This window comes from Caulobacter vibrioides (assembly GCF_002858865.1).
Lineage (GTDB): Bacteria > Pseudomonadota > Alphaproteobacteria > Caulobacterales > Caulobacteraceae > Caulobacter > Caulobacter vibrioides.
In genome coordinates this window covers 17,010-36,518 of the sequence record NZ_PJRR01000018.1, presented here as the reverse complement: position 1 = coordinate 36,518, position 19,509 = coordinate 17,010, and the positions used below count along the sequence as shown (strand labels likewise).

The 19,509-nt window shown below is 66.2% G+C and carries 18 protein-coding genes and 1 pseudogene; 13 read left to right on the top strand and 6 right to left on the bottom strand.

Annotated elements, in window-relative coordinates:
• Positions 1-26: 26 nt before the first annotated feature.
• Complete coding sequence (locus CVUC_RS14035) at positions 27-1,361, bottom strand: hypothetical protein (protein WP_096033175.1); 1,335 nt, start codon at positions 1,359-1,361, stop codon at positions 27-29.
• Between the two features lie 296 nt (positions 1,362-1,657).
• Between CVUC_RS14035 and CVUC_RS14030 the strand changes: the two genes are divergently transcribed.
• Genes CVUC_RS14030 through CVUC_RS14015 form a run of 4 tightly spaced genes read left to right on the top strand, consistent with a single transcriptional unit; the run spans position 1,658 to position 5,692 of the window.
• A complete protein-coding gene (locus tag CVUC_RS14030) occupies positions 1,658-2,968 on the top strand; it encodes a serine hydrolase domain-containing protein (protein ID WP_096033176.1) in 1,311 nt (436 codons plus the stop codon).
• 37 nt (positions 2,969-3,005) lie between these two features.
• Positions 3,006-3,968 carry a quinone oxidoreductase family protein gene (locus tag CVUC_RS14025; protein WP_010919443.1) on the top strand — a complete coding sequence of 321 codons (963 nt, stop codon included), beginning with the start codon at positions 3,006-3,008 and terminating at the stop codon, positions 3,966-3,968.
• An 8-nt stretch (positions 3,969-3,976) separates the two neighbouring features.
• A complete protein-coding gene (locus tag CVUC_RS14020) occupies positions 3,977-4,912 on the top strand; it encodes an NAD(P)H-dependent flavin oxidoreductase (RefSeq protein WP_096033177.1) in 936 nt (311 codons plus the stop codon).
• A 12-nt stretch (positions 4,913-4,924) separates the two neighbouring features.
• Positions 4,925-5,692, top strand: a complete 768-nt coding sequence (locus CVUC_RS14015) for an SDR family oxidoreductase (protein ID WP_010919445.1) — start codon at positions 4,925-4,927, stop codon at positions 5,690-5,692.
• Between the two features lie 39 nt (positions 5,693-5,731).
• Here CVUC_RS14015 and CVUC_RS14010 read toward each other — a convergent pair whose 3' ends face one another.
• The gene (locus CVUC_RS14010) at positions 5,732-6,571 is read right to left on the bottom strand and encodes an arginyltransferase (protein WP_010919446.1); all 840 of its coding nucleotides are present in this window, start codon (positions 6,569-6,571) and stop codon (positions 5,732-5,734) included.
• 100 nt (positions 6,572-6,671) lie between these two features.
• Positions 6,672-7,568, bottom strand: coding sequence for a flagellar motor protein MotB (locus CVUC_RS14005; RefSeq protein WP_010919447.1), 897 nt, complete (start codon positions 7,566-7,568; stop codon positions 6,672-6,674).
• 90 nt (positions 7,569-7,658) lie between these two features.
• Between CVUC_RS14005 and CVUC_RS14000 the strand changes: the two are divergent.
• A pseudogene (locus tag CVUC_RS14000) lies at positions 7,659-8,543 on the top strand (NAD(P)-dependent oxidoreductase); the annotation flags it as partial.
• Here CVUC_RS14000 and bioD read toward each other — a convergent pair.
• Together bioD and bioF are read right to left on the bottom strand one after the other, a co-directional pair.
• Positions 8,540-9,199: a dethiobiotin synthase gene (gene bioD, locus CVUC_RS13995; RefSeq protein WP_096033179.1), complete on the bottom strand. Its 660-nt coding sequence runs from the start codon at positions 9,197-9,199 to the stop codon at positions 8,540-8,542. The pseudogene CVUC_RS14000 and the gene bioD sit on opposite strands and share 4 nt — an antisense overlap.
• Entirely contained in the window at positions 9,196-10,350 is a 1,155-nt protein-coding gene (gene bioF / locus CVUC_RS13990; RefSeq protein ID WP_096033180.1) for an 8-amino-7-oxononanoate synthase, read from the bottom strand. Before bioF ends, bioD begins: the two co-directional genes overlap by 4 nt.
• Before the next feature lie 70 nt (positions 10,351-10,420).
• Here bioF and CVUC_RS13985 point away from each other — a divergent pair, with 70 nt between their 5' ends.
• Together CVUC_RS13985 and CVUC_RS13980 are read left to right on the top strand one after the other, a co-directional pair.
• Positions 10,421-11,683, top strand: coding sequence for an adenosylmethionine--8-amino-7-oxononanoate transaminase (locus CVUC_RS13985; RefSeq protein ID WP_096033181.1), 1,263 nt, complete (start codon positions 10,421-10,423; stop codon positions 11,681-11,683).
• Complete coding sequence (locus tag CVUC_RS13980) at positions 11,680-12,621, top strand: DMT family transporter (protein ID WP_164468119.1); 942 nt, start codon at positions 11,680-11,682, stop codon at positions 12,619-12,621. Before CVUC_RS13985 ends, CVUC_RS13980 begins: the two co-directional genes overlap by 4 nt.
• Positions 12,622-12,670: 49 nt before the next feature.
• On the opposite strand, the gene sodC is transcribed toward CVUC_RS13980, so the two are convergent.
• Complete coding sequence (sodC, locus tag CVUC_RS13975; RefSeq protein WP_096033183.1) at positions 12,671-13,195, bottom strand: superoxide dismutase[Cu-Zn]; 525 nt, start codon at positions 13,193-13,195, stop codon at positions 12,671-12,673.
• A 124-nt stretch (positions 13,196-13,319) separates the two neighbouring features.
• Here sodC and gyrA point away from each other — a divergent pair, with 124 nt between their 5' ends.
• The 6 genes from gyrA (at position 13,320) to CVUC_RS13945 (ending at position 19,446) form a co-directional block, all read left to right on the top strand.
• Entirely contained in the window at positions 13,320-16,079 is a 2,760-nt protein-coding gene (gene gyrA, locus CVUC_RS13970; protein WP_010919454.1) for a DNA gyrase subunit A, read from the top strand.
• Positions 16,080-16,105: 26 nt separating this feature from the next.
• Positions 16,106-16,597 (top strand): pantetheine-phosphate adenylyltransferase, encoded by a 492-nt coding sequence (coaD, locus tag CVUC_RS13965; RefSeq protein ID WP_096033184.1) that lies wholly within the window; start codon positions 16,106-16,108, stop codon positions 16,595-16,597.
• Position 16,598: 1 nt separating this feature from the next.
• Entirely contained in the window at positions 16,599-17,078 is a 480-nt protein-coding gene (locus CVUC_RS13960; protein ID WP_096033185.1) for a GNAT family N-acetyltransferase, read from the top strand.
• Between the two features lie 130 nt (positions 17,079-17,208).
• Positions 17,209-18,042, top strand: a complete 834-nt coding sequence (locus tag CVUC_RS13955) for a peptidylprolyl isomerase (protein ID WP_096033186.1) — start codon at positions 17,209-17,211, stop codon at positions 18,040-18,042.
• Positions 18,039-18,887 (top strand): peptidylprolyl isomerase, encoded by an 849-nt coding sequence (locus tag CVUC_RS13950; protein WP_096033187.1) that lies wholly within the window; start codon positions 18,039-18,041, stop codon positions 18,885-18,887. The genes CVUC_RS13955 and CVUC_RS13950 overlap by 4 nt, the downstream gene beginning before the upstream one ends.
• Before the next feature lie 91 nt (positions 18,888-18,978).
• On the top strand, positions 18,979-19,446 hold the full coding sequence (locus CVUC_RS13945; protein ID WP_010919458.1) for a peptidylprolyl isomerase: 468 nt from the start codon (positions 18,979-18,981) through the stop codon (positions 19,444-19,446).
• The last annotated feature ends 63 nt before the right edge of the window (positions 19,447-19,509 follow it).

The window sequence follows — 19,509 nt, the reverse complement described above, 5'->3', positions numbered from 1 at the left end:
CTGCGCGACCTGGAAGGGCTGAAGTTCTAGGCCGCGAAGAGGATGTCGCCGGCGCCGTTGGCGCGTCCGACCGAAAGGCCCGTGACGCCGGACAGCTTGATCAGACCATCGCCCGCATCCAGGCCCGCCACGCTGTTCTGATGGAAGACGTAAGTGTCGCCGTTCCATTCGAAGACGGTGTTGCTGTTCGCGGCGGTCATGCCGGCATAGGCCGTCAGGGCGTCGTCGAAGGTGGCCGTGGTGATGAAAAAGAGCTGCTTCTTCTCGCCCGGTCCGACGACGCCCGCGAAGCTGAGCAGGTCACGGCCTTTCTGGAAGTCTTCGATGACGGCGATGTCGGAGACCTTGCCGCTTGCCATATGGACGCCCGCGAAGGACCCGACATCCACGGAGTCATAGCCATCGCCGGTGGTGATCCGACCGTCGAATTGCTCGACAAAGATGATGTCGTTGCCGGTTCCGGTGTCGATTTGACCGCGCATCGGACCATTGTCGGCATGGACGATGTCATTGCCGCCGCCGGTGCGGATGTAGCGCCCGGCGTCCAGCCCGCCCTTGTCGGCCACGATCGGCTTGAGGATGTCGTTGCCCTCCGTGGCCAGCACATGGACGTCCTGGCCCTCCCTCTTGGAAACATCCACGTTCCAGTCATGGGCGTAACTGGCGCGTTCGCCGGGCAAGCCCGGATCTGAAGCGCCGCCCTTGGCGTAGTCGCCGCCGGGCCCATAGGCCGAGATGAACACCGAGAGCGGCGAGGCCGTTCCGTCGATCCCGATGTCGGCGAGATAGGCGTGCGCAGCCTCGACATAGGGGCCCTTGTTGGCCTTGATCGCTTCGGCCATCAGCCAGCCGACCATCGCCGCCCGCGTGCCGAGGCCATTGCCGCCGTCGCCGCCAAGTTCGGCAGAGTACTCTCCGCGCGTATAGGCGCCGCCACGGCCGTTCGTGATCTCTTCGGCCAGGATATGGATCACGTCGTCAATCGACTTTTCGACCCCGAAGAGCTTGGCGTACGCCTTGCGGAAGGTGTCGTAGGCGGTTCCCGACGCGCCGTAGGCGTCGATGAAGTTCTGCTTGGCCTCGCCGTGCTTCACGAGGTTGACCGCGAAGTTGATGTAGCGGTTCTCCAGGTTGAAGTTGGCGTAGTAGGCGCTGTTGAGGTTGTTGGGATTGCCGCCCGCTGGAGACACCAGATAGTCCAGACCCGCGCGGCCCAAGGTGATGTCGGCGAGGAAACCATACGACAGGGCCGCGACTTGGGTCGTCGTCCTCGCGCTGTCGTAGATCCATTGGACCGCCGAGGCGTATGACCAGGGATCGGCGACCTGACCGTTGCGGCCCGCATCGATCCCATTCGCCATGATGGAGAGCTGCGCATCCGCCGATGGGGGGAGAGGATCTTTTCCGGGGAGCCGTGTGACGTTCCGGTAGAGCGTTGTGAGATGGTCGAGCGTGGCCATGGCTGGCTGAAACCTGTCTATTTCGTAATCCCTCGTGCAGTAAAAAATATACATACCTCGCGTCCAGGCAACCCAGCTTCACATGAAATAACCTTCACCTTGCGGGTCGGACTCTGGGTGAGGATCGCGCGAAAAACGGGTTCCAAGGTTTGGAGCCAAGCTCTAAGGTCTCTCAAACAATTGTTTGGGAGGTAGGGTTGGCGTTCCGGAAATGGGTGGCGGCCAGTGCGGTCGCGATGCTGCTGGCGAGTGGAGCGCCGGCGGCCTGGGCGGAGACCAAGGCGCCCGCCATTGTCGCGGCTGCGCCCGAAAGCGTCGGCTTCTCGGCCGAGGGGCTGAAGAAGCTCGACGCCCACATGCAGGGCCTCGTCGACAAGGGTCACCTGCCGGGCGTGACCACCATGCTGATGCGCCACGGCAAGGTCGTGAACTTCCAGGTTCATGGCAAGAAGGGCTTCGACGGCCCGCCGATGACCAAGGACACGGTCTTCCGGATCTATTCTCAGACCAAGCCGGTCACCGGCGTGGCCATGATGATCCTCTTTGAAGAGGGCAAGTGGACGCTGGATGACCCGGTCAGCAAGTTCATCCCCGAGTTCGCCAATCTTCGTGTTCTGAAGGGCGTCAACGCCGACGGATCGTTTGACACGGTCCCGGCCGAGCGCCCGCCGACGATGCGCGAGCTGATGAGCCATTCGGCGGGCTTCGCCTACGGCCTCACGCCCGATAACCCGCTCGACAAGGCCTATGCCGACAAGGTGCTGGGCGCGCGCTCGCGGGCTGACTTCGTCAAGGCGATCGCCGAGATTCCCCTGGTGGACCAGCCCGGCAAGCGCTGGAAGTACAGCATCGCCGTCGATATCCAGGGCCTGATCGTTGAGAAGCTGACCGGCCTGTCGCTGGGCGACTTCATGAAGAGCCGTATCTTCGACCCGCTGAAGATGAAGGACACCGGCTTCTGGCTTCCCGCCGAGAAGGCGGACCGCCTGGCGTCGCTCTACGTTTGGAGCCCGAAGGTCAACAAGCTGGTCCCGGCGGACGGCTACATGGTGCTCGACATCACCAAGCCGCCGGCCATGGCCTCGGGCGGCGGCGGTCTGGTCTCGACCAATGCCGACTACGCGCGTTTCGCCCAGATGCTGCTGAACGGCGGCGAGCTGGAAGGCGCCCGCATTCTTAAGCCCGAGACCGTGACGTTGATGCGCACCAACGCGCTGAGCGATGCGATCATGACTTCTAGCGAACCGCCGTTTAACACGGCGCGCGGTCGCGGCTTCGGTCTCGACTTCGCCATCGTGCTCGACAGCGCCAAGGCCGGGCCGCAAGGCGAGGGGACCTACAGCTGGGGCGGGGCGGCCGGCACCTGGTTCTGGATCGACCCGAAGAACGACCTGTTCTTCCTGGGCATGATCCACATCCTCAACAAGGCCGGCGATCCGGCGATCAAGGACATCGACGACGACAGCGCCAAGCTCGTCTACGACGCGCTGATCGATCCGAAGAAATAGCGGCCAAAGCTGCAAACTGTTCAGGGAGGATCGCCCCATGAAGGCGGCTGTCTATTATGAAACCGGCGCTCCGGACGTCCTGCGCTATGAGGATGCCGCCGATCCGGTCTGCCACGCGCAAGGCGTCGTCATCCGCGTCGAGGCCGTCAGCATCGAGGGCGGCGACACGCTCAATCGCGGCGGCGGCCAGATGGCGGGCGTCCCGCACATTGTCGGCTACCAGGCGGCCGGCGAGATCATCGAAGTCGGCGCCGAGGTCTCGCACCTGAAGGTCGGCCAGAAGGTCGTGACCGTGAACGCCTTCGGCTCGCATGCCGAACTGCGCTCCGTGCCGGCGCGTAACGCCTGGCCGATCCCCGAGGGCTTTGATCTCCACAAGGCCGCGGCCATCCCGGTGCCGTTCGGTACGGCGCATGAGTGCCTGTTCGGCGCGGGGCGCCTGAAGGCCGGCGAGACGGTTCTGGTGCAGGCCGGGGCCGGCGCCGTGGGCCTTGCCGCCATTCAACTGGCCAAGCAGGCCGGTGCGACGGTTCTGGCCTCGGCCTCCAGCGACGAGCGTCTGGAGCGCCTGAAGCCGTTCGGCATGGATCACGGGATCAACTATCGGCGCGATGATCTGGTCGAACAGGTCATGAAGCTGACCGGCGGCAAGGGCGTCGATCTGGTCGTTGACCCCGTCGGCGGCGCGACGCTGCCCGGCAGTCTCGCGGCGCTGGGCTATCGCGGCCGCGTCTCGCTGGTCGGCAACGCCGGCCGCGAGCCCATGAAGGTCGATGTCGGCTCACTGATGGGCGGCAATCGCAGCCTCACCGGCGTGTTCCTGGGCGCCGAGATCATGACCGATCGCGTCCACGATATGATCCAGGACCTGATCGAGAAGGCCGCGCGCGGCGAGCTTGAGGTCGTCATCGACCGCACCTTCCCGCTGTCGCAAGCCGCCGCCGCCCACGCCTATATCGAAAGCCGCCAGGCCGTCGGCCGCGTGCTGCTCATCCCCTGAGGCCGATCATGACCAACCGCGTGCTTGCCCATACCGGGGCGAAATATCCGATCATCCAGGCCCCGATGGGCTGGATCGCCCGCTATCAACTGGCCAGCGCCGTCTCCCGCGCCGGAGGCCTCGGGATTATCGAGACCTCGTCGGGCGAAACCGAGAACTGCAAGGCCGAGATCACCAAGATGGCCCAGAGCGGCCTGCCGTTCGGGGTGAACCTGCCGATCATGTTCCTGCGCGACGACGCCATGCTGCGGTTCGTCTGCGAGAGCGGGGTCAAGTTCGTGACCACCTCGGCCGGCAGTCCGGCCAAGTTCATCGGCCCGCTGAAGGACGCCGGCATCGTCGTCTATCACGCCGTGCCGACCGTCGATGCGGCGGTCAAATGCGTGGAGGCCGGCGTCGATGGCCTGGTGGTCGAAGGCGCCGAGGGCGGCGGGTTTAAGAACCCCGAGGAGGTCTCGACGCTGGTCCTTCTGCAGGCCATCCGTGAGAAGGTCGAGGTGCCGCTGGTCGCCGCGGGCGGCATCTGCGACGGGCGCGGCATGGCCGCCGCCTTCGCCCTGGGCGCCGAGGCCGTGCAGATGGGCACCCGCTTCGTCAGCTCGGCCGAGAGCCCCGTCCACGCCAACTACAAGGCCGCCATCACCGGGGCCAAGGAGACGGGCACCTGGGTTCTGAACAAGAAGGCCAGCCCCTGCATCCGGGCCATCAAGTCTGAGCTGACCAAGGAAATCCACGACGCGGGCGTCATGCCGCCCGACGTTCTGAAGAACATTCTCGGCGTCTATTTCGGCGGCGACATGGAGGCCGCGCCGGCCCTGGCCGGTCAGACCGTGGGTCTGATCAACGAGGTGAAGTCCGCCCACGACATCATCGACGAGACGGTCGCCCAGTTTCACCAGATCACCGGGCGTCTCGGCGCCCTGGCCGCCGCTCGCGGCTTCTAGAGGACGAAGACTATGCAGAACCTGTTTTCGCTTGAGGGCCGCGTGGCCCTGGTCACCGGCGGCTCGCGCGGTATCGGCGCGATGATCGTCAAGGGCTTCCTGACCCACGGCGCTAAGCGCGTCTACATCACCGCCCGCAAGGCCGCCGCCTGTGACGCCGCCGCCGAGGAACTGAGCCAGTACGGCGAATGCGTCTCGCTGCCGGGCGATGTCTCGACCATGGAAGGTATCCAGGGCCTGGCGGCCCGCATCAAGGAGCGCGAGCCCAAGCTCGACATCCTGGTCAACAACGCCGGCGCCGCCTGGGGCGCGGGCTTTGACGAGTTCCCCGAGAGCGGCTGGGACAAGACCGTCGACCTGAACATGAAGACGCCGTTCTTCCTGACCCAGGCCCTGATCGGCGAACTGCGCGCGGCGGCCAAGGACCGTGTCGCCAAGGTGATCAACATCGCGTCGATCGACGGCCAGTCGGTGACCAAGGACGAGACCTATCCCTATGGCGCCTCCAAGGCCGGCCTGCTGCACATGACCAAGCGGATGGCCCTGCGTCTGGCGCCGGAGAACATCGCCGTCAGCTGCATCGCGCCGGGCGCCTTCGCCTCGGACATGAACAAGGTCGCCCGCGACCACGCCGACGCCGTGGCCAAGATGATCCCCGCCGGCCGCATCGGCGAGGCCGAGGACATGGCGGGCGCGGCCATCTATCTGGCCTCGCGCGCCGGTGACTATGTGATGGGCGGTGCGGTAACCGTCGACGGCGGCGTCAGCTTCGCGCGGTGATCGGTCAGACGCTCCCCGTTCTTCCCGAGCGGGGAGCGTCTAATCCAGGTCTTCTATGTCCGCCGGCTGGGCGTCGCTGAGCGGCAGGTCGCAGGCGTCCTTGAGAGCGCCAGGCCCACGCGGCGGCCGCGCGCCGCGCTCGCGGGCCGACATCAGCGACCAGCCGCCGGGCTTGAGGATCTCCAGCGGCGAGAAGCGCGCCTTGTAGGCCATCTTCTCGCTGCCAGGTACCCAATAGCCGAGATAGACATAGGGCAGGGCGTTCTGCTGCGCCTGCACGATGTGATCCAGAATGATGAATGAGCCGAGGCTGCGACGTGGCTGGTCCGGCTCATAGAAGCTGTAGACCAGCGACAGGCCGTCAGCGAGCACGTCGACCAGGACGCAGGCCACGAGATCGCCGGGGCCTCGGTCGAGTGACTTGCGGCGATACTCGATCAGGTGCGTACGCACCGCCGTGTCCTCGACCATCGCCACATAGTCTGGCCAGGTCATCTCGGCCATGCCGCCATCGGCGTGGCGGGTCAGCAGATAGCGGCGCAGCAGCTCGAACTGCTCCAGCGTCGCTTCTGCTTCGACCAGGTGACGTTCCAGATCATCGTTGCGGCCGAGGATCTTTCGCTCGGAGCGCGACAGGATGTACTCCGTCGCCGGCGCGCGAGCGGACTGACATGCACGGCATGTCTCGCAGGCGGGGCGATAAGCGATGTTCTGGGAGCGGCGAAAGCCGACCTGGGTCAGGCTGTCATTGACGATGGGGCCGTCGGACAGCGGCAGGTGGGCGAAGACCTTCCGCTCCTCGCGACCGGGCAGGTACGGGCAAGGCGTGGGCGCCGTCAGAAAGAACCGAAGCTGTCGCGTCGGAAAATGCTGCGTCACGTCTAGCCAGTCCCTTTCAGCGCTCTGTCACCTTGAACGAGATTAGGCGGCATACCGTTTCGTTGCGCAAGCTCCACAAGAGGCCACGCGCGGAGAACGGTCACAGGCCGTCAGGCAGTACGGGCTTTTCTCGAAGCAGGACGATGGAAATCCGCCGGTTGCCCGCCAGGGTCGGGTCGTCGGCGTAGAGTGGTTCGGAGTTGGCCTTGCCCGACACCTGATAGACGCGGTCATCGTCGACGCCGGCGCTGCGGAGCACCTGCCGCGACGCGTCGGCGCGCTGGGCCGAGAGCGCCCAGTCGCCGTCCTGCTTCTTGCCGAAGGCGTTGGCGCTGGTGTGGCCGGAAATGGTCACGCGGTTCGGAAGCTGGTTGATCACCTTGGCGACCGCGCGAAGCAGCACCCGGGCCCGGTCATTAGGCTCGCGCGAGTTCTCCTTGAACATCGAGCGACCTTCCTGATCGACGAGCTGGATGCGCAGGCCTTCGGGCGTCTGATCGATCAGGATCTGCTTCGAGAGTTCGGCCAGTTCCGGCATGTCTTGCAGCGACTGGCGCAAGGACTGGGCCGCAGAGGCGAAGCTGTCCTGCTCCTTCTTGGCCAGGGCGTCGCGAAGGGCCTGCTCGCTGGCCGAGTCCAGATTGGCCGTTTCGCTGCTCTGGGCTTCCTTGGTGACGTCCTGGGCCTCGGGGGCCATCTGCTGGACGACCGACAGCTTGCCGTCGGCCTTGGCGCCGTCATCGCCCAGCGACGTGCCGCCCAGGATGCCGCCGGAGCCGCTGGTGGTGGACGAGATCGAGGCCGGCGCGAAGTAGTCAGCGATGCCCTGCTTTTGCTCGGGGCTGGTCGTGTTCAGCAGCCACATCAACAGGAAGAACGCCATCATCGCCGTCACGAAGTCGGCATAGGCCACCTTCCAGGCGCCGCCATGGTGACCATGACCGCCGCCCTTCTTGACCTTCTTGATGATGATCGGCTGTTCGCTGTTGACCGCCATCGTGCTTAAGCCTGCTTAACCTTAAGTCCGCAACCTGCCCAAAGGTCGTTAAGATGGGGTTGCCGGAATGGTCATGGCGCGCGTAATCCCAGCCTTCTTTTTAGGAGCAGCGGCATGAAGACGGCGTTTATCGGCATGGGCGTGATGGGCTTCCCGATGGCCGGTCACCTGAAGGCCGCAGGCCATGAGGTCGCCGTTTACAATCGCTCCCCCGAAAAGGCCCGTCGCTGGGCTGAAAAGCATGGCGGAGCGGCTTTCGAGACCATCGCTGAGGCCGTAGCCGGCGCCGAGGTGGTGCTGCTGTGCGTCGGCAACGACGACGATGTCCGCGACCTCGTAGCGCAGGTCCTGCCGGCCATGGGCGAGGGCGGCGTGATCGTCGACCATACGACCACCTCGGCCAAGGTGGCTCGCGAGATGGCGGCGCTCGCCGCCCAGAGCGGGAGAGCCTTCGTCGACGCGCCCGTCTCCGGCGGCCAAGCCGGCGCCGAGAGCGGCCAGCTGACCATCATGGCCGGCGGCGACCAGGCGGCCTATGACCGGGTGCTGCCTGTGATCGAGGTGTACGCCAAGGCCGTGCGGCGCATGGGCGAGGTGGGCGCGGGCCAGCTAACCAAGATGTGCAACCAGATCGCCATCGCCGGCGTCGTCCAGGGCGTCGCCGAGGCGCTGCATTTCGCCAAGCGCGCAGGCCTCCCGACCGACGATGTGCTGGCGGCGATCTCGAAGGGCGCGGCCCAGTCGTGGCAGATGGAGAACCGCTGGCCGACCATGGCGCAGGGCAAGTTCGACTTCGGCTTCGCGGTCGACTGGATGCGCAAGGATCTCGGCATCGCCCTGGACGAGGCGCGAACCAATGGCGCGAAACTGCCGGCCACGGCTCTGATCGACCAGTTCTACGCCGAGGTCCAGGCTATGGGCGGGAACCGCTGGGATACCTCCAGCCTGGTGGCTCGCCTCGAGAAGGACGGCTAGGCCATAAGCAGATCGACCAGCGACCCTGCGTCCCAGGTTCCGGCGCGGGGCGCGCTCAGGATCGTCGCCTGGTGTTCGAACGCGCGCAGCAGGCCCAGGGTCTGATCCAGGTCCGGCGCGTCCAGGCTTTCGCTGACCACGATCGCCGCGATGGACAGGCCTCGCGCGCGCAAGACCTCCAGCGCCGTGAGGAGGTGACTGGCCGTGCCCAGATAGCTGCCCGCCACCAGCAGGACCGGCAGTCCAAGCGCGACCATCAGGTCCAGATTGGTCGCCTCGTCGGTCATGGGCGACATCACCCCGCCTGCGCCTTCGATCAGGGCCAGACCGACATCGCGCCCGATCAGCCACTCGCGACAATCGGTGATGAGGTCGTCCATCTGGAGGGTGTCGCCTTCCAGCCGCGCGGCGATGTTCGGCGCCAAAGGCGCGCGGTAGCGACGCGGCGAAACGTCTGTCCAGGCTTCCGGGCGGCCCAGGGCGCGGGCCAGCCGGGCGGGGTCGCTGTCGTCTGGCGCGTCCGGATCAAAGCCGCTGACCACGGGCTTGAAGGCGTCAACACTCAGGCCCCCCGCGCGCGCAGCCTCCAGAAGGGCGCAAGCGACATGGGTCTTGCCAAGGTCGGTTCCCGTACCGGCGACAAAGAGCGATTTCACGAGGCGGTCTCCCGGAGCTTGGCGATGGCGTCGGCCAGTCGGATGATATCGGCGTCTTCATGGGCGGCGCTGAATGCGATCCGCAGGCGCGCCGTGCCGTCTGGAACTGTCGGCGGGCGGATCGCGACGACGAGGAAGCCCTGGTTCTGCAATTCCGTAGAGGCGGCGAGGGCGCTTTCCGCCGATCCCAGCACCACAGGAACGATGGGGCTGCAGGCCTCGGGCAGGCCCAGACGGCGCGTGAACAGCCGCGCCTTGGCCAGCGGGACTTCGGTCATCGTCGGGTTGGCCGCAATCAGGTCCAGCGAAGCCAGCGCCGCCGCAGCGGAGGCGGGGGGCAGGCCGGTCGCATAGACCAGGGTTCGGGCGCGGGTCTTCAGAAGGTCGACCACCGCCTGAGAGCCGCACAGATAGCCGCCATACGATCCCAGCGCCTTCGACAATGTGCCCATCTGCAGGGGGATCTTGGCGGTCGGGAAGAGCGCGCCCGAGCCGCGTCCCTCAGCGAGGACGCCAACGCCGTGCGCGTCGTCACTGAGCAGCCAGGCGTCATGGCGCTGGCAAAGCTCCGACAAAGCGTCCAGCGGCGCGATGTCGCCGTCCATTGAAAAGACGCCGTCCGTGGCCACCAGGGCGTGGCGGGCCGCGCCGCGCTCGGCGAGCAGAAGCCGCTCGAGATCGGCCGGATCGTTGTGTGCGAACTTGACGACCTTGGCGCCCGACAGCTGCGCGCCCGCCCAGATGCAGGCGTGGGCCAAAGCGTCGATGAGGATGACGTCGCCGGGGCCGACCAGGGTCGGGATCACCCCGGTGTTGGCCAGGTAGCCGGAGCCGAAGACACAGGCGGCTTCGGTTCCCTTCAAGCGCGCCAGCCGCTTTTCGAGGTCGGAGAGCAGCGGATGATCGCCGGTGACGAGACGCGAGGCCGCCGCGCCGGCGCCGTAGTTCAACGCCGCTTCAGCCGCCGCAGCCCGCACTAGATGGTGCTGCGACAGGTTCAGATAGTCGTTGCAGGAGAACGAGATCATCCGCTTGCCGTTGCGTTCGACCACCGCGCCGTCGTGGCGACGGGTCGGGGACAGGCGCCGCCTGAGGCTCTGGGCGTCGAGAGCCGCCAGCTTTTGGCCGGCGAAGGCGTCGAGGCTCCGCATGTCATTTTCCTTTCCGAGGATCGAGCCGGGGGATAGGCAAGGCGCCCCGAGTCCGCAAACGGAAAGCGACATGTCCGATCCTCGCTGGCTAACCGAAGGCGCACCGCACGTCTGGCGCCCGTACTGCCAGATGAAGACCGCCAGGCCTCCACTGCCGGTCGTCGCCACGCGCGGCGCCCGCCTGATCCTTGAGGACGGGCGTGAACTGGTCGACGGTCTGGCGTCCTGGTGGACGGCCTGTCACGGCTACAACCACCCCCATATTGCTGGCGCGCTGCGCAAGCAGATCGAGACCATGCCGCATGTCATGTTCGGTGGTCTGGCGCATGAACCCGCCTATCGCCTCGCCAAGCGGCTGGCCCGCCTGCTGCCGGGTGATCTGGACCATGTCTTCTTCGCCGAAAGCGGCTCGGTCGCGGTCGAGATCGCGATGAAGATGGCGCTGCAGCACCAGATCAATCGGGGCGTGGGCGGTCGTACACGGTTCCTGGCTTTCCGGGGCGGCTACCACGGCGACACCCTGGCGACGATGACGGTCTGCGATCCCGAGGAAGGGATGCACAGCCTGTTCGCCGGCGTGATGCCCGCTCAGGTGATCGCCGACCTGCCCCGGGACCCTGCGTCCGAAGCGGCGCTCGATGCTCTGCTCGCCGCGCGCGGACACGAGATCGCCGCCATGCTGGTGGAGCCTCTGATCCAGGGCGCAGGCGGGATGCTTCCGCACCCGCCTGAGGTGCTGCGGACCCTTCGCCGCCTGGCCGACAAGCACGGCGTGCTGCTGATCTTCGATGAGATCTTCACAGGCTTTGGCCGGACGGGATCCTTGTTCGCCATGCAGGCGGCGGGCGTCGAGCCGGATATCGTCACCCTGTCCAAGGCGCTGACCGGCGGAACCTTGCCGCTGTCGGCGGCGGTCGCCCGCCGGCATGTGTTCGAGGCCTTCTGGTCGGATGATCCGGGCGCGGCCCTGATGCACGGCCCCACCTACATGGCCAATCCGCTGGCCTGCGCCGCCGCCAACGCCTCGCTGGATCTGTTCGAGGATGGCGCCTGGGCGCGCAACGTCGCGCGCGTGTCGGCGGCGTTGGCCGAAGGGCTTGAGCCCTGTCGCGCCGGCGAGGGCGTGGTCGATGTCCGCACCTTGGGCGCGATCGGCGTCGTCGAGTTCGAGGCGCCCGTGCCTGTATCGGATCTCTGTGCGCGGTTCGCCGCCCTGGGCGTCTGGATCCGGCCGATGGGCAAGGTGGTCTATCTGACGCCGGCCTTCACGACGCCAGACGAGGATCTTTCGCGGCTCACCTCGGCGGTGCGACAGGTTGTCGGCGTCGATTGACCGGGCTCGCCGGGTCTGGTCCAAGCGTGGCCATGTCCGGCAAGTCATCCCCGCTCTCGGTCCTGGAGTATCTGGCGATCTTCGCGATCATCATGACCTGGGGGATCAACAACGCCGCCGCCAAGGTCGCGACCGCCTATTTGCCGCCCATGACCGTCGGCGGTCTGCGTTTCCTGGCCGCGCTGGTCTTTCTGTTTCCGTTCATTCGTCCGCCGTTCCCCGAGCCCAAGAAACTGGCGGCGATCGTGCTGCTGACCGGCCCGATCCACTTCGGTCTCGTCTATGTCGGGTTCGGCATGGGCCAGTCGCTGAGCCCCCTGGTGGTGGCCAGCCAACTCTGGATCCCGTTCACGGCCCTGGTCGCCTGGAAACTGCTCGGCGAGACCATGCGGCTGCCGGCGGTTCTGGGCCTGATCGTCGCCTTCGTCGGGGTCGCCTGGATGACCCTGGATCCCCACACCTCCGGTGATCTGCCTGCGATTGTCCTGATCGTGCTGGCCAGCGCCTGCTGGGCGGTGGCGACGATTCTGGTCCGTATGACGCCGGGCGCGAAACCCCTGAAGGTGCAGGCGGTCACGGCGCTGTTCGCCGCGCCGAGCCTTCTGGCGATGTCGTTCGCGTTCGAGACCCAGGTCGTAGAACGGATCATGACCGCGCCGCCGATCGCCTGGGCGTGCGTGATCTTCGCGGGGGTGGTCTCAACGATCGGCGCCAGCGCGCTGCTCTTCTGGCTGGTCCAGCGGCGCGAGGCGGGCCGGGTGACGCCGTACTTTCTGCTGACGCCTCTGGTGTCCTGCACGCTCGGCGTCGCTTTCCTGGGCGACAAGCTTACACCGCAACTGCTGATCGGCGGGGCGGCGACGATGGTCGGCGTGGCGCTGGTGGCCATGACGGAAAAGCGCGCGCGGGCCGAAGAGGCGCTGGCGGAAACGGCCTAGAGCCCTTTCCCATGGCGGGCGGACCGCCATGGGAGGAGGCTCATGATGGCTACTTGATCACCCCGCAAGCCACCCGCGCGCCGGCGCCGCCGATGGGCTGAGTCTTGTGATCGTCGGGGTTGGCGTGAACGACGATCGACGAGCCGTCCGCATCCAGCAGGGCGGGGCGGCCGCCGGCGCCCTTCAGCGAAACGAGCGGCGAGTAGATTTCAGCCGTCGCCGCGCCATCTGCTGCGGCGAAGATGTTCGGCAAGTCGCCGCTATCGTTGGCGTCGGGGTTCAGCAGGCCGTGGACGGTGGTCGCGGCGGTGTGGACGTGCGCGCCCGCCGACTTGAAGTCCGGGGTCCCGCAGTCGCCCTTCTCGTGGAAATGCACCGCGTGCCAGCCGGGCGTCAGGCCCTTGAGTTCGAGCTTGAGGAGCACGCCGCGCGGGGCTTCGGTGACGGTCACCGCGCCGGCGTCCTTGCCGTCGCCCGCCTTGACGACGGCGGTCGCGCTGGTCTGCGCCAGGGCCGGGGAGGCGGCGAGGGCGGCGGCGAGGCCGAGCGCGGCGGCGGCGGAGAGACGGATCATGCGTTTTTCCTTCGGATTCAAGCGAAACGGTGGGGAGAAGCCCCCCGAAAGGTGGCGTCTTCCCTGTCCGAATGCTAACAGTTTTAGACAGTTCCGTGTTCGATTCTGACGGCGAAAAATTCCCTTGAGCGACGATCACAACACCATCCCCGCTGACGGTTCGCGCGGGGATATCGCCCCGATCAATATCGAGGACGAACTCCGCCGCTCGTATCTGGATTACGCGATGAGCGTGATCGTCAGCCGCGCCCTGCCGGACGCGCGCGACGGTCTTAAGCCCGTGCACCGCCGGGTGCTGTTCTCGATGCATGAGCAAGGGCAGACGCCCGAGCGGCCTTACGTCAAGTCGGCCCGCGTGGTCGGTGACGTGATGGGTAAGTATCACCCGCACGGCGACGCCTCGATCTACTTCACCCTGGTGCGGATGACCCAGTCGTTCTCGATGGGTCTGGTTTTGATCGACGGCCAGGGCAATTTCGGCTCGGTCGACGGCGATATGCCCGCGGCCATGCGCTACACCGAGTGCCGGATGGCCCCGCCGGCCATGGCCCTGCTGGCTGATCTCGACAAGGACACGGTCGATTTCGCCGACAACTACGATGGCAAGGAGCAGGAACCGACCGTCCTGCCGTCGCGGATTCCCAATCTACTCGTCAACGGCGCGGGCGGCATCGCCGTCGGCATGGCCACCAATATCCCGCCCCATAACCTGGGCGAGGTCATCGACGCCTGTCTGCTGCTGATCGATCAGCCGGACGTGACGACCGACCAACTTCTTGATCTCGTGCCCGGCCCCGATTTCCCGACCGGTGGCGAGATCATCGGTCGCGCGGGTCCGCGCCAGGCGCTGCTGACCGGCCGTGGCTCGGTGATCATGCGCGGCGTCGCTAGCGTTGAAGAGCTGCGCGCGGGGCGCGAAGCGATCATCGTCACCGAGATCCCGTATCAGGTGAACAAGGCCAATCTGGTCGAGCACATCGCCGAACTGGTGCGCGACAAGAAGATCGAGGGTGTCGCCGACATCCGCGACGAGTCCAACCGCGACGGCATGCGCATCGTAGTCGAGCTGAAGCGCGACGCCTCGGGCGAGGTGATCCTGAACCAGCTCTATCGCTTCACCGCGCTGCAGAGCTCGTTCGGCGTCAACATGCTGGCCCTGAACCGGGGGCGCCCGGAGCAGATGGGCCTGCACCAGCTGATCCAGCTGTTCGTCGACTTCCGCGAGGAAGTCGTCGTCCGCCGGACCAAGTTCGAGCTGGGCAAGGCCCGTGATCGCGGCCACGTGCTGGTCGGTCTGACGATCGCCGTCGCCAATATCGACGAGTTCATCCACATCATCCGCTCGTCCAAGGATCCGACCGAGGCGCGCGAGCGCCTGGTGGCCAAGTCCTGGCCGGCCGGTGACATGCTGCCCCTGGTCGAGCTGATCGCCGACCCGCGCACCGTGCAGGAAGACGGCGGCCTCATCCGCCTGACCGACGAGCAGGCCCGCGCCATCCTGGCCCTGACCCTCTCGCGCCTGACCGGCCTTGGCCGTGACGAGATCGGTAACGAGGCGGCGGCCCTGGCCGACGCCATCCGCGGCTATCTGGAGCTGCTGTCCGACCGCGCCAACATCATGGCCGTGGTCCGCGAGGAGCTGGTCGAGGTCCGCGAGAAGTTCGCCATTCCGCGCCGCTGCCAGATCGTCGACGGCGACGCCGACATGGAAGACGAAGACCTGATCGTCCGCGAGGACATGGTCATCACCGTCACCATGGGCGGCTACGTCAAGCGCACGCCGCTGGCCAACTACCGCACCCAGCACCGGGGCGGGAAGGGCAAGTCGGGCATGGCGACCAAGAACGAGGACGCCGTCACCCGCGTGTTCTCGGCCTCGACCCATGCGCCGCTGCTGTTCTTCACCTCGGGCGGCAAGGTCTACAAGATGAAGGTGTGGCGTCTGCCGCTGGGCGTCGCCAATTCGCGCGGCAAGGCGTTCGTCAATCTGCTGCCGATCGAGCCGGGCGAGACCATCACCTCGATCCTGGCCCTGCCGGAGGACGAGGCCACCTGGGGCGGCCTGGATGTGATGTTCGCCACCCGCTCGGGCAGCGTCCGCCGCAACAAGCTCAGCGACTTCGTGGACGTGCGCCGCAACGGCAAGATCGCGATGAAACTGGACGAAGGGGATGGCATTGTCGGCGTGGCGGTGTGCAACGCCGACCAGGACGTGCTGCTGACCACGGCGGCCGGCCGCTGCATCCGCTTCTCGGTCGATGAAGTGCGTGTGTTCGCCAGCCGCGACTCGACCGGCGTGCGTGGCGTGAAGCTGCTGGACGGCGACCAGGTCATCTCGATGGCCGTGCTGCGCAGCGTGGACGCCACACCTGCTGAGCGCGCCGCCTACCTCAAGCATCAGCGCGCCATGCTGCGCGCCGCCGACGGCGAGGAGGGCGAAGACACCGCGACCGCCGCGGATGACGGCGATGAGGAGGTCGGCGAAGCGTCCCTGACGCCCGAGCGCATCGCCGAGCTGGGCGCTGCCGAGGAAATCCTTCTGACCGTCTCGTCGGAAGGCTTCGGCAAGCGGACCAGCGCCTATGATTTCCGTCGCACGGGTCGTGGCGGTCAGGGCCTTGCGGCGCAGGATCTGAGCAAGCGAGGCGGCCGTCTGGTGGGCTCGTTCCCCATCGATGAGAGCGACCAGATCCTTCTCGTCACCGACCAGGGACAGCTGATCCGGGTGCCAGTCTCGCAAATTCGTGTTGCGGCGCGGAATACTCAGGGCGTAACCATCTTCCGCACCGCGCAGGACGAGCACGTCGTCAGCGTCGAGCGCCTCGCCGATTCCGGCGGGGACGACAACCAGGGCGAGGACAGCGGGGCGGACGAGACCCCGTAACCCTCGGAGCCAGAATAGGGGGTTGCATGCGGGTCGGGCTTTATCCGGGGACCTTCGATCCGGTCACCAACGGTCACCTCGACATCATCGGGCGGGCCGTGAAGCTGGTCGACAAGCTGGTGATCGGCGTCGCGATCAATATTGGCAAGGGCCCGCTGTTCTCTCTGGAGGAGCGGGTTGAGATCCTCGAGCGCGAGACCGCGCATCTCAAGAAGATCGCCGAGATCGAGGTGCGGCCCTTCGACAGCCTGCTGATGCACTTCGCCCGTGACGTGAACGCCCAGATGATCGTGCGCGGCCTGCGGGCCGTGGCCGACTTTGAGTACGAATTCCAGATGACGGCGATGAACCAGCAGCTGGATCGTGAGATCGAGACAGTCTTCCTGATGGCCGATCCGCGCCACCAGGCGATTGCTTCACGGCTGGTGAAAGAAATCGCGACCCTCGGCGGCGACATCGGCAAGTTCGTGCCGCCCGGCGTGGCGGAGCAGCTGCTCGCCAAGGTCCGTAGGGGCTAGTTTGTCCGGCCTGGTGGTTCGTCGCGCGCGTCAGACCGACGGGAGCGCGCTTTGCGCCATCCTTAACGATACCTACGAGAGCACTTGGCTTCCTCAGCTCAAGCCCGACGCCGCGCGGGCTTTTCCGGGTGAGAACCGGCCAGCGGCCTATGTCGCCGAGCGCGGGACCCTTTTCTGGGTGGCCGAGACGGACGACGAGGTTGTGGGCTTCGTCGATTGGGACGCCGATTTCGTCAATGCGCTTCACGTGCGCGCAAGTCATGCCCGGAGGGGTATTGGCGCTCGCCTGATGGATATGGCTGAAGATGAGATTGCCCGCGCTGGGTACACCGCCGCGCGCCTTGAGACCGATACCTTCAATACACGTTCTCGCGCGTTTTACGCCAAGCGTGGCTATCGCGAGGTCGATCAGTATCCGGATGAGGAATGGAGAAGCGGTCTCACGACTTTGCTCCTAGTGAAGACATTTGATGAAGCGTGACCCTTGGCGACAAAACAACGAGGCGCTCGCCCCGAAGCCGCCGAATTCCTGCGCTTGAACGGTCGCCGCACTTGTCGGAAAGGCCGCGCCGTTCTACGCCCGGCTCCGACTGTTCTGTTCGGGGTACTCCATGAAGCTCGCCATGACCGCCGCCGCGCTGGCGCTGGCCGCCACCACGGTTTCCTTTGGCGCGGCCTCGGCCCAGGCCGTGTCTGACTGGCGCACGCCCGATCCCAACAATGTCCTGGTGGTCGAGACCAACAAGGGCCGCATCATCGCCGAGCTCTATCCCGAGGTCGCGCCGAACCACGTCGAGCGCGTGCGCGGCTTGGCCAAGAGCGGCTTCTATGACGGCCTGACCTTCTTCCGCGTGATCTCGGATTTCATGGCCCAGACGGGCGACCCGAAAAACACCGGGGAGGGCGGATCGGACCTCCCGGACCTGACTGCGGAGTTCAACTTCCGTCGCGGCGCCGACATGCCGCTGGGCGCCGGTTTCAAGGTGGGCAGCAACGAGTCGGGCTGGGTCTACGCGCTGCCCGTCACCAGCCAGCCCTCCGCCCTGGCCGTCATGACCGCCGACCGCAAGGTGTCGACCTGGGGCAACTTCTGCCCCGGCGTGGTGGGCATGGCGCGGGCGGGTGACCCGAACAGCGCCAACAGCCAGTTCTACTTCATGCGCGCTGCGAACGCGGGCCTCGACAAGACCTACACGGCCTTCGGCCGCGTGCTGCAGGGCGTGGATGTGGTCAAGGCCATCAAGACCGGCGAGCCCGTGCCGGACCCGCAGGACAAGATGCTGAGCGTGAAGGTTCTGGCCGACATCCCGGCTGACAAGCGCCCGACGATCCAGGTCATGGACACGCGCGGCCCCGCGTTCAAGGCTCTGGTGACCAAGCGCCAGGGCGAGCTGGGCTCCAGCTTCACCAATTGTGACGTCGACGTCCCCGCCCAGGTGAAATGATGATGCTCTCGCGCGCGCTTCTGACCGGTCTTTGTCTTGCCGCCTGCGCCAGTGTCGCAACGGCGGCGCCGAAGACGGCGAAGCCGGGCGAGGCTGATTGGCGCACGCCTGCGCCTGAATCGATCATGGTGATCGACACCAACAAAGGCCGCGTGCTGGTCGAACTGGTTCCAGAGGTCGCCCCCAACCACGTGGCGCGCCTGCAGGACCTCTCCCGCGCGGGTGTCTATGACGGCCGTACGTTCTTCCGCGTCATCGACCGTTTCATGGCTCAGACCGGTGACCCGACGAACACGGGCGAGGGCGGTTCGGATCGCCCGAACCTGAAGGCCGAGTTCACGTTCCGGCGCGCCGCCGACACCGGCTTTGTACCGATGGCCGCGCCGGCCGGGCTTGAGGTCGGCTACATCAAGTCGCTGCCCGTCGTCAGCCAGAACTGGAGCTGGAGCGACGTCACCAGCGACAAGAAGGTCGCCGCCTGGGCCACCTATTGCCCCGGCGTGATCGGCATGGCGCGAAGTGAGGATAACAACTCCGCCAACAGCCAGTTCTTTCTGATGCGCCAGCCTTATCCGTCGCTCGACAAGCGCTATACGGCGTTTGGTCGGGTGATCAGCGGCCTGGATGCGGTCCGCGCGATCAAGACGGGCGAACCGGTTCCCGCGCCGCAGGACATGATGCAGAAGGTCCGTCTGCTCTCGGACATCCTCGAGAGCGAGCGGCCCAAGGTGCGCGTGATCGACCCCAAGGGTCCCTGGTTCGCCGCCGAGACCAAGCGCCTGCGCGCGGAGAAGGGCGCGGACTTCTCGGTCTGCGATATCGCGCTCCCGGTCGAGGTCCGCTGAGGCTAAACCGATTTCCGGCCGCAACTTGGTTCACAGGCGGGCGTGAACCGCGCTAGAAGCGCGGATAACACTCGCCATCCAAGGGAAGACCATGTCGGCCGACCTCGAAAACACCCTGATCCTGACGCTCGAGAGCGGTCCGGTCACCATCAAGCTGCGTCCCGACCTGGCGCCGGGGCACGTGGCCCGCATCAAGGAACTGGTGCGCGAAGGCTTCTACGACGGCGTCGTCTTCCACCGCGTGATCCCGGGCTTCATGGCCCAGGGCGGCGACCCGAGCGGCACCGGCCGTGGCGGTTCGGACAAGCCGGATCTGAAGGCCGAGTTCAACGACGAATCGCACGTGCGCGGCGTCTGCTCGATGGCCCGCACGCCGAACCCGGACTCGGCCAACAGCCAGTTCTTCATCGTCTTCGACGACGCCACCTTCCTCGACAAGCAATACACTGTCTGGGGCCAGGTGACCGAAGGCATGGAACATGTTGACGCCCTGCCGAAGGGCGAGCCGCCGCGCGCGCCGGGCAAGATCGTCAGCGCCAAGATCGCCGCTGACGCATAGAGCCCTTTAGCTTTAGATTGAAACATCTAAAGCGTTTGAAAGGACTCTAAGTGTTTGATTTTA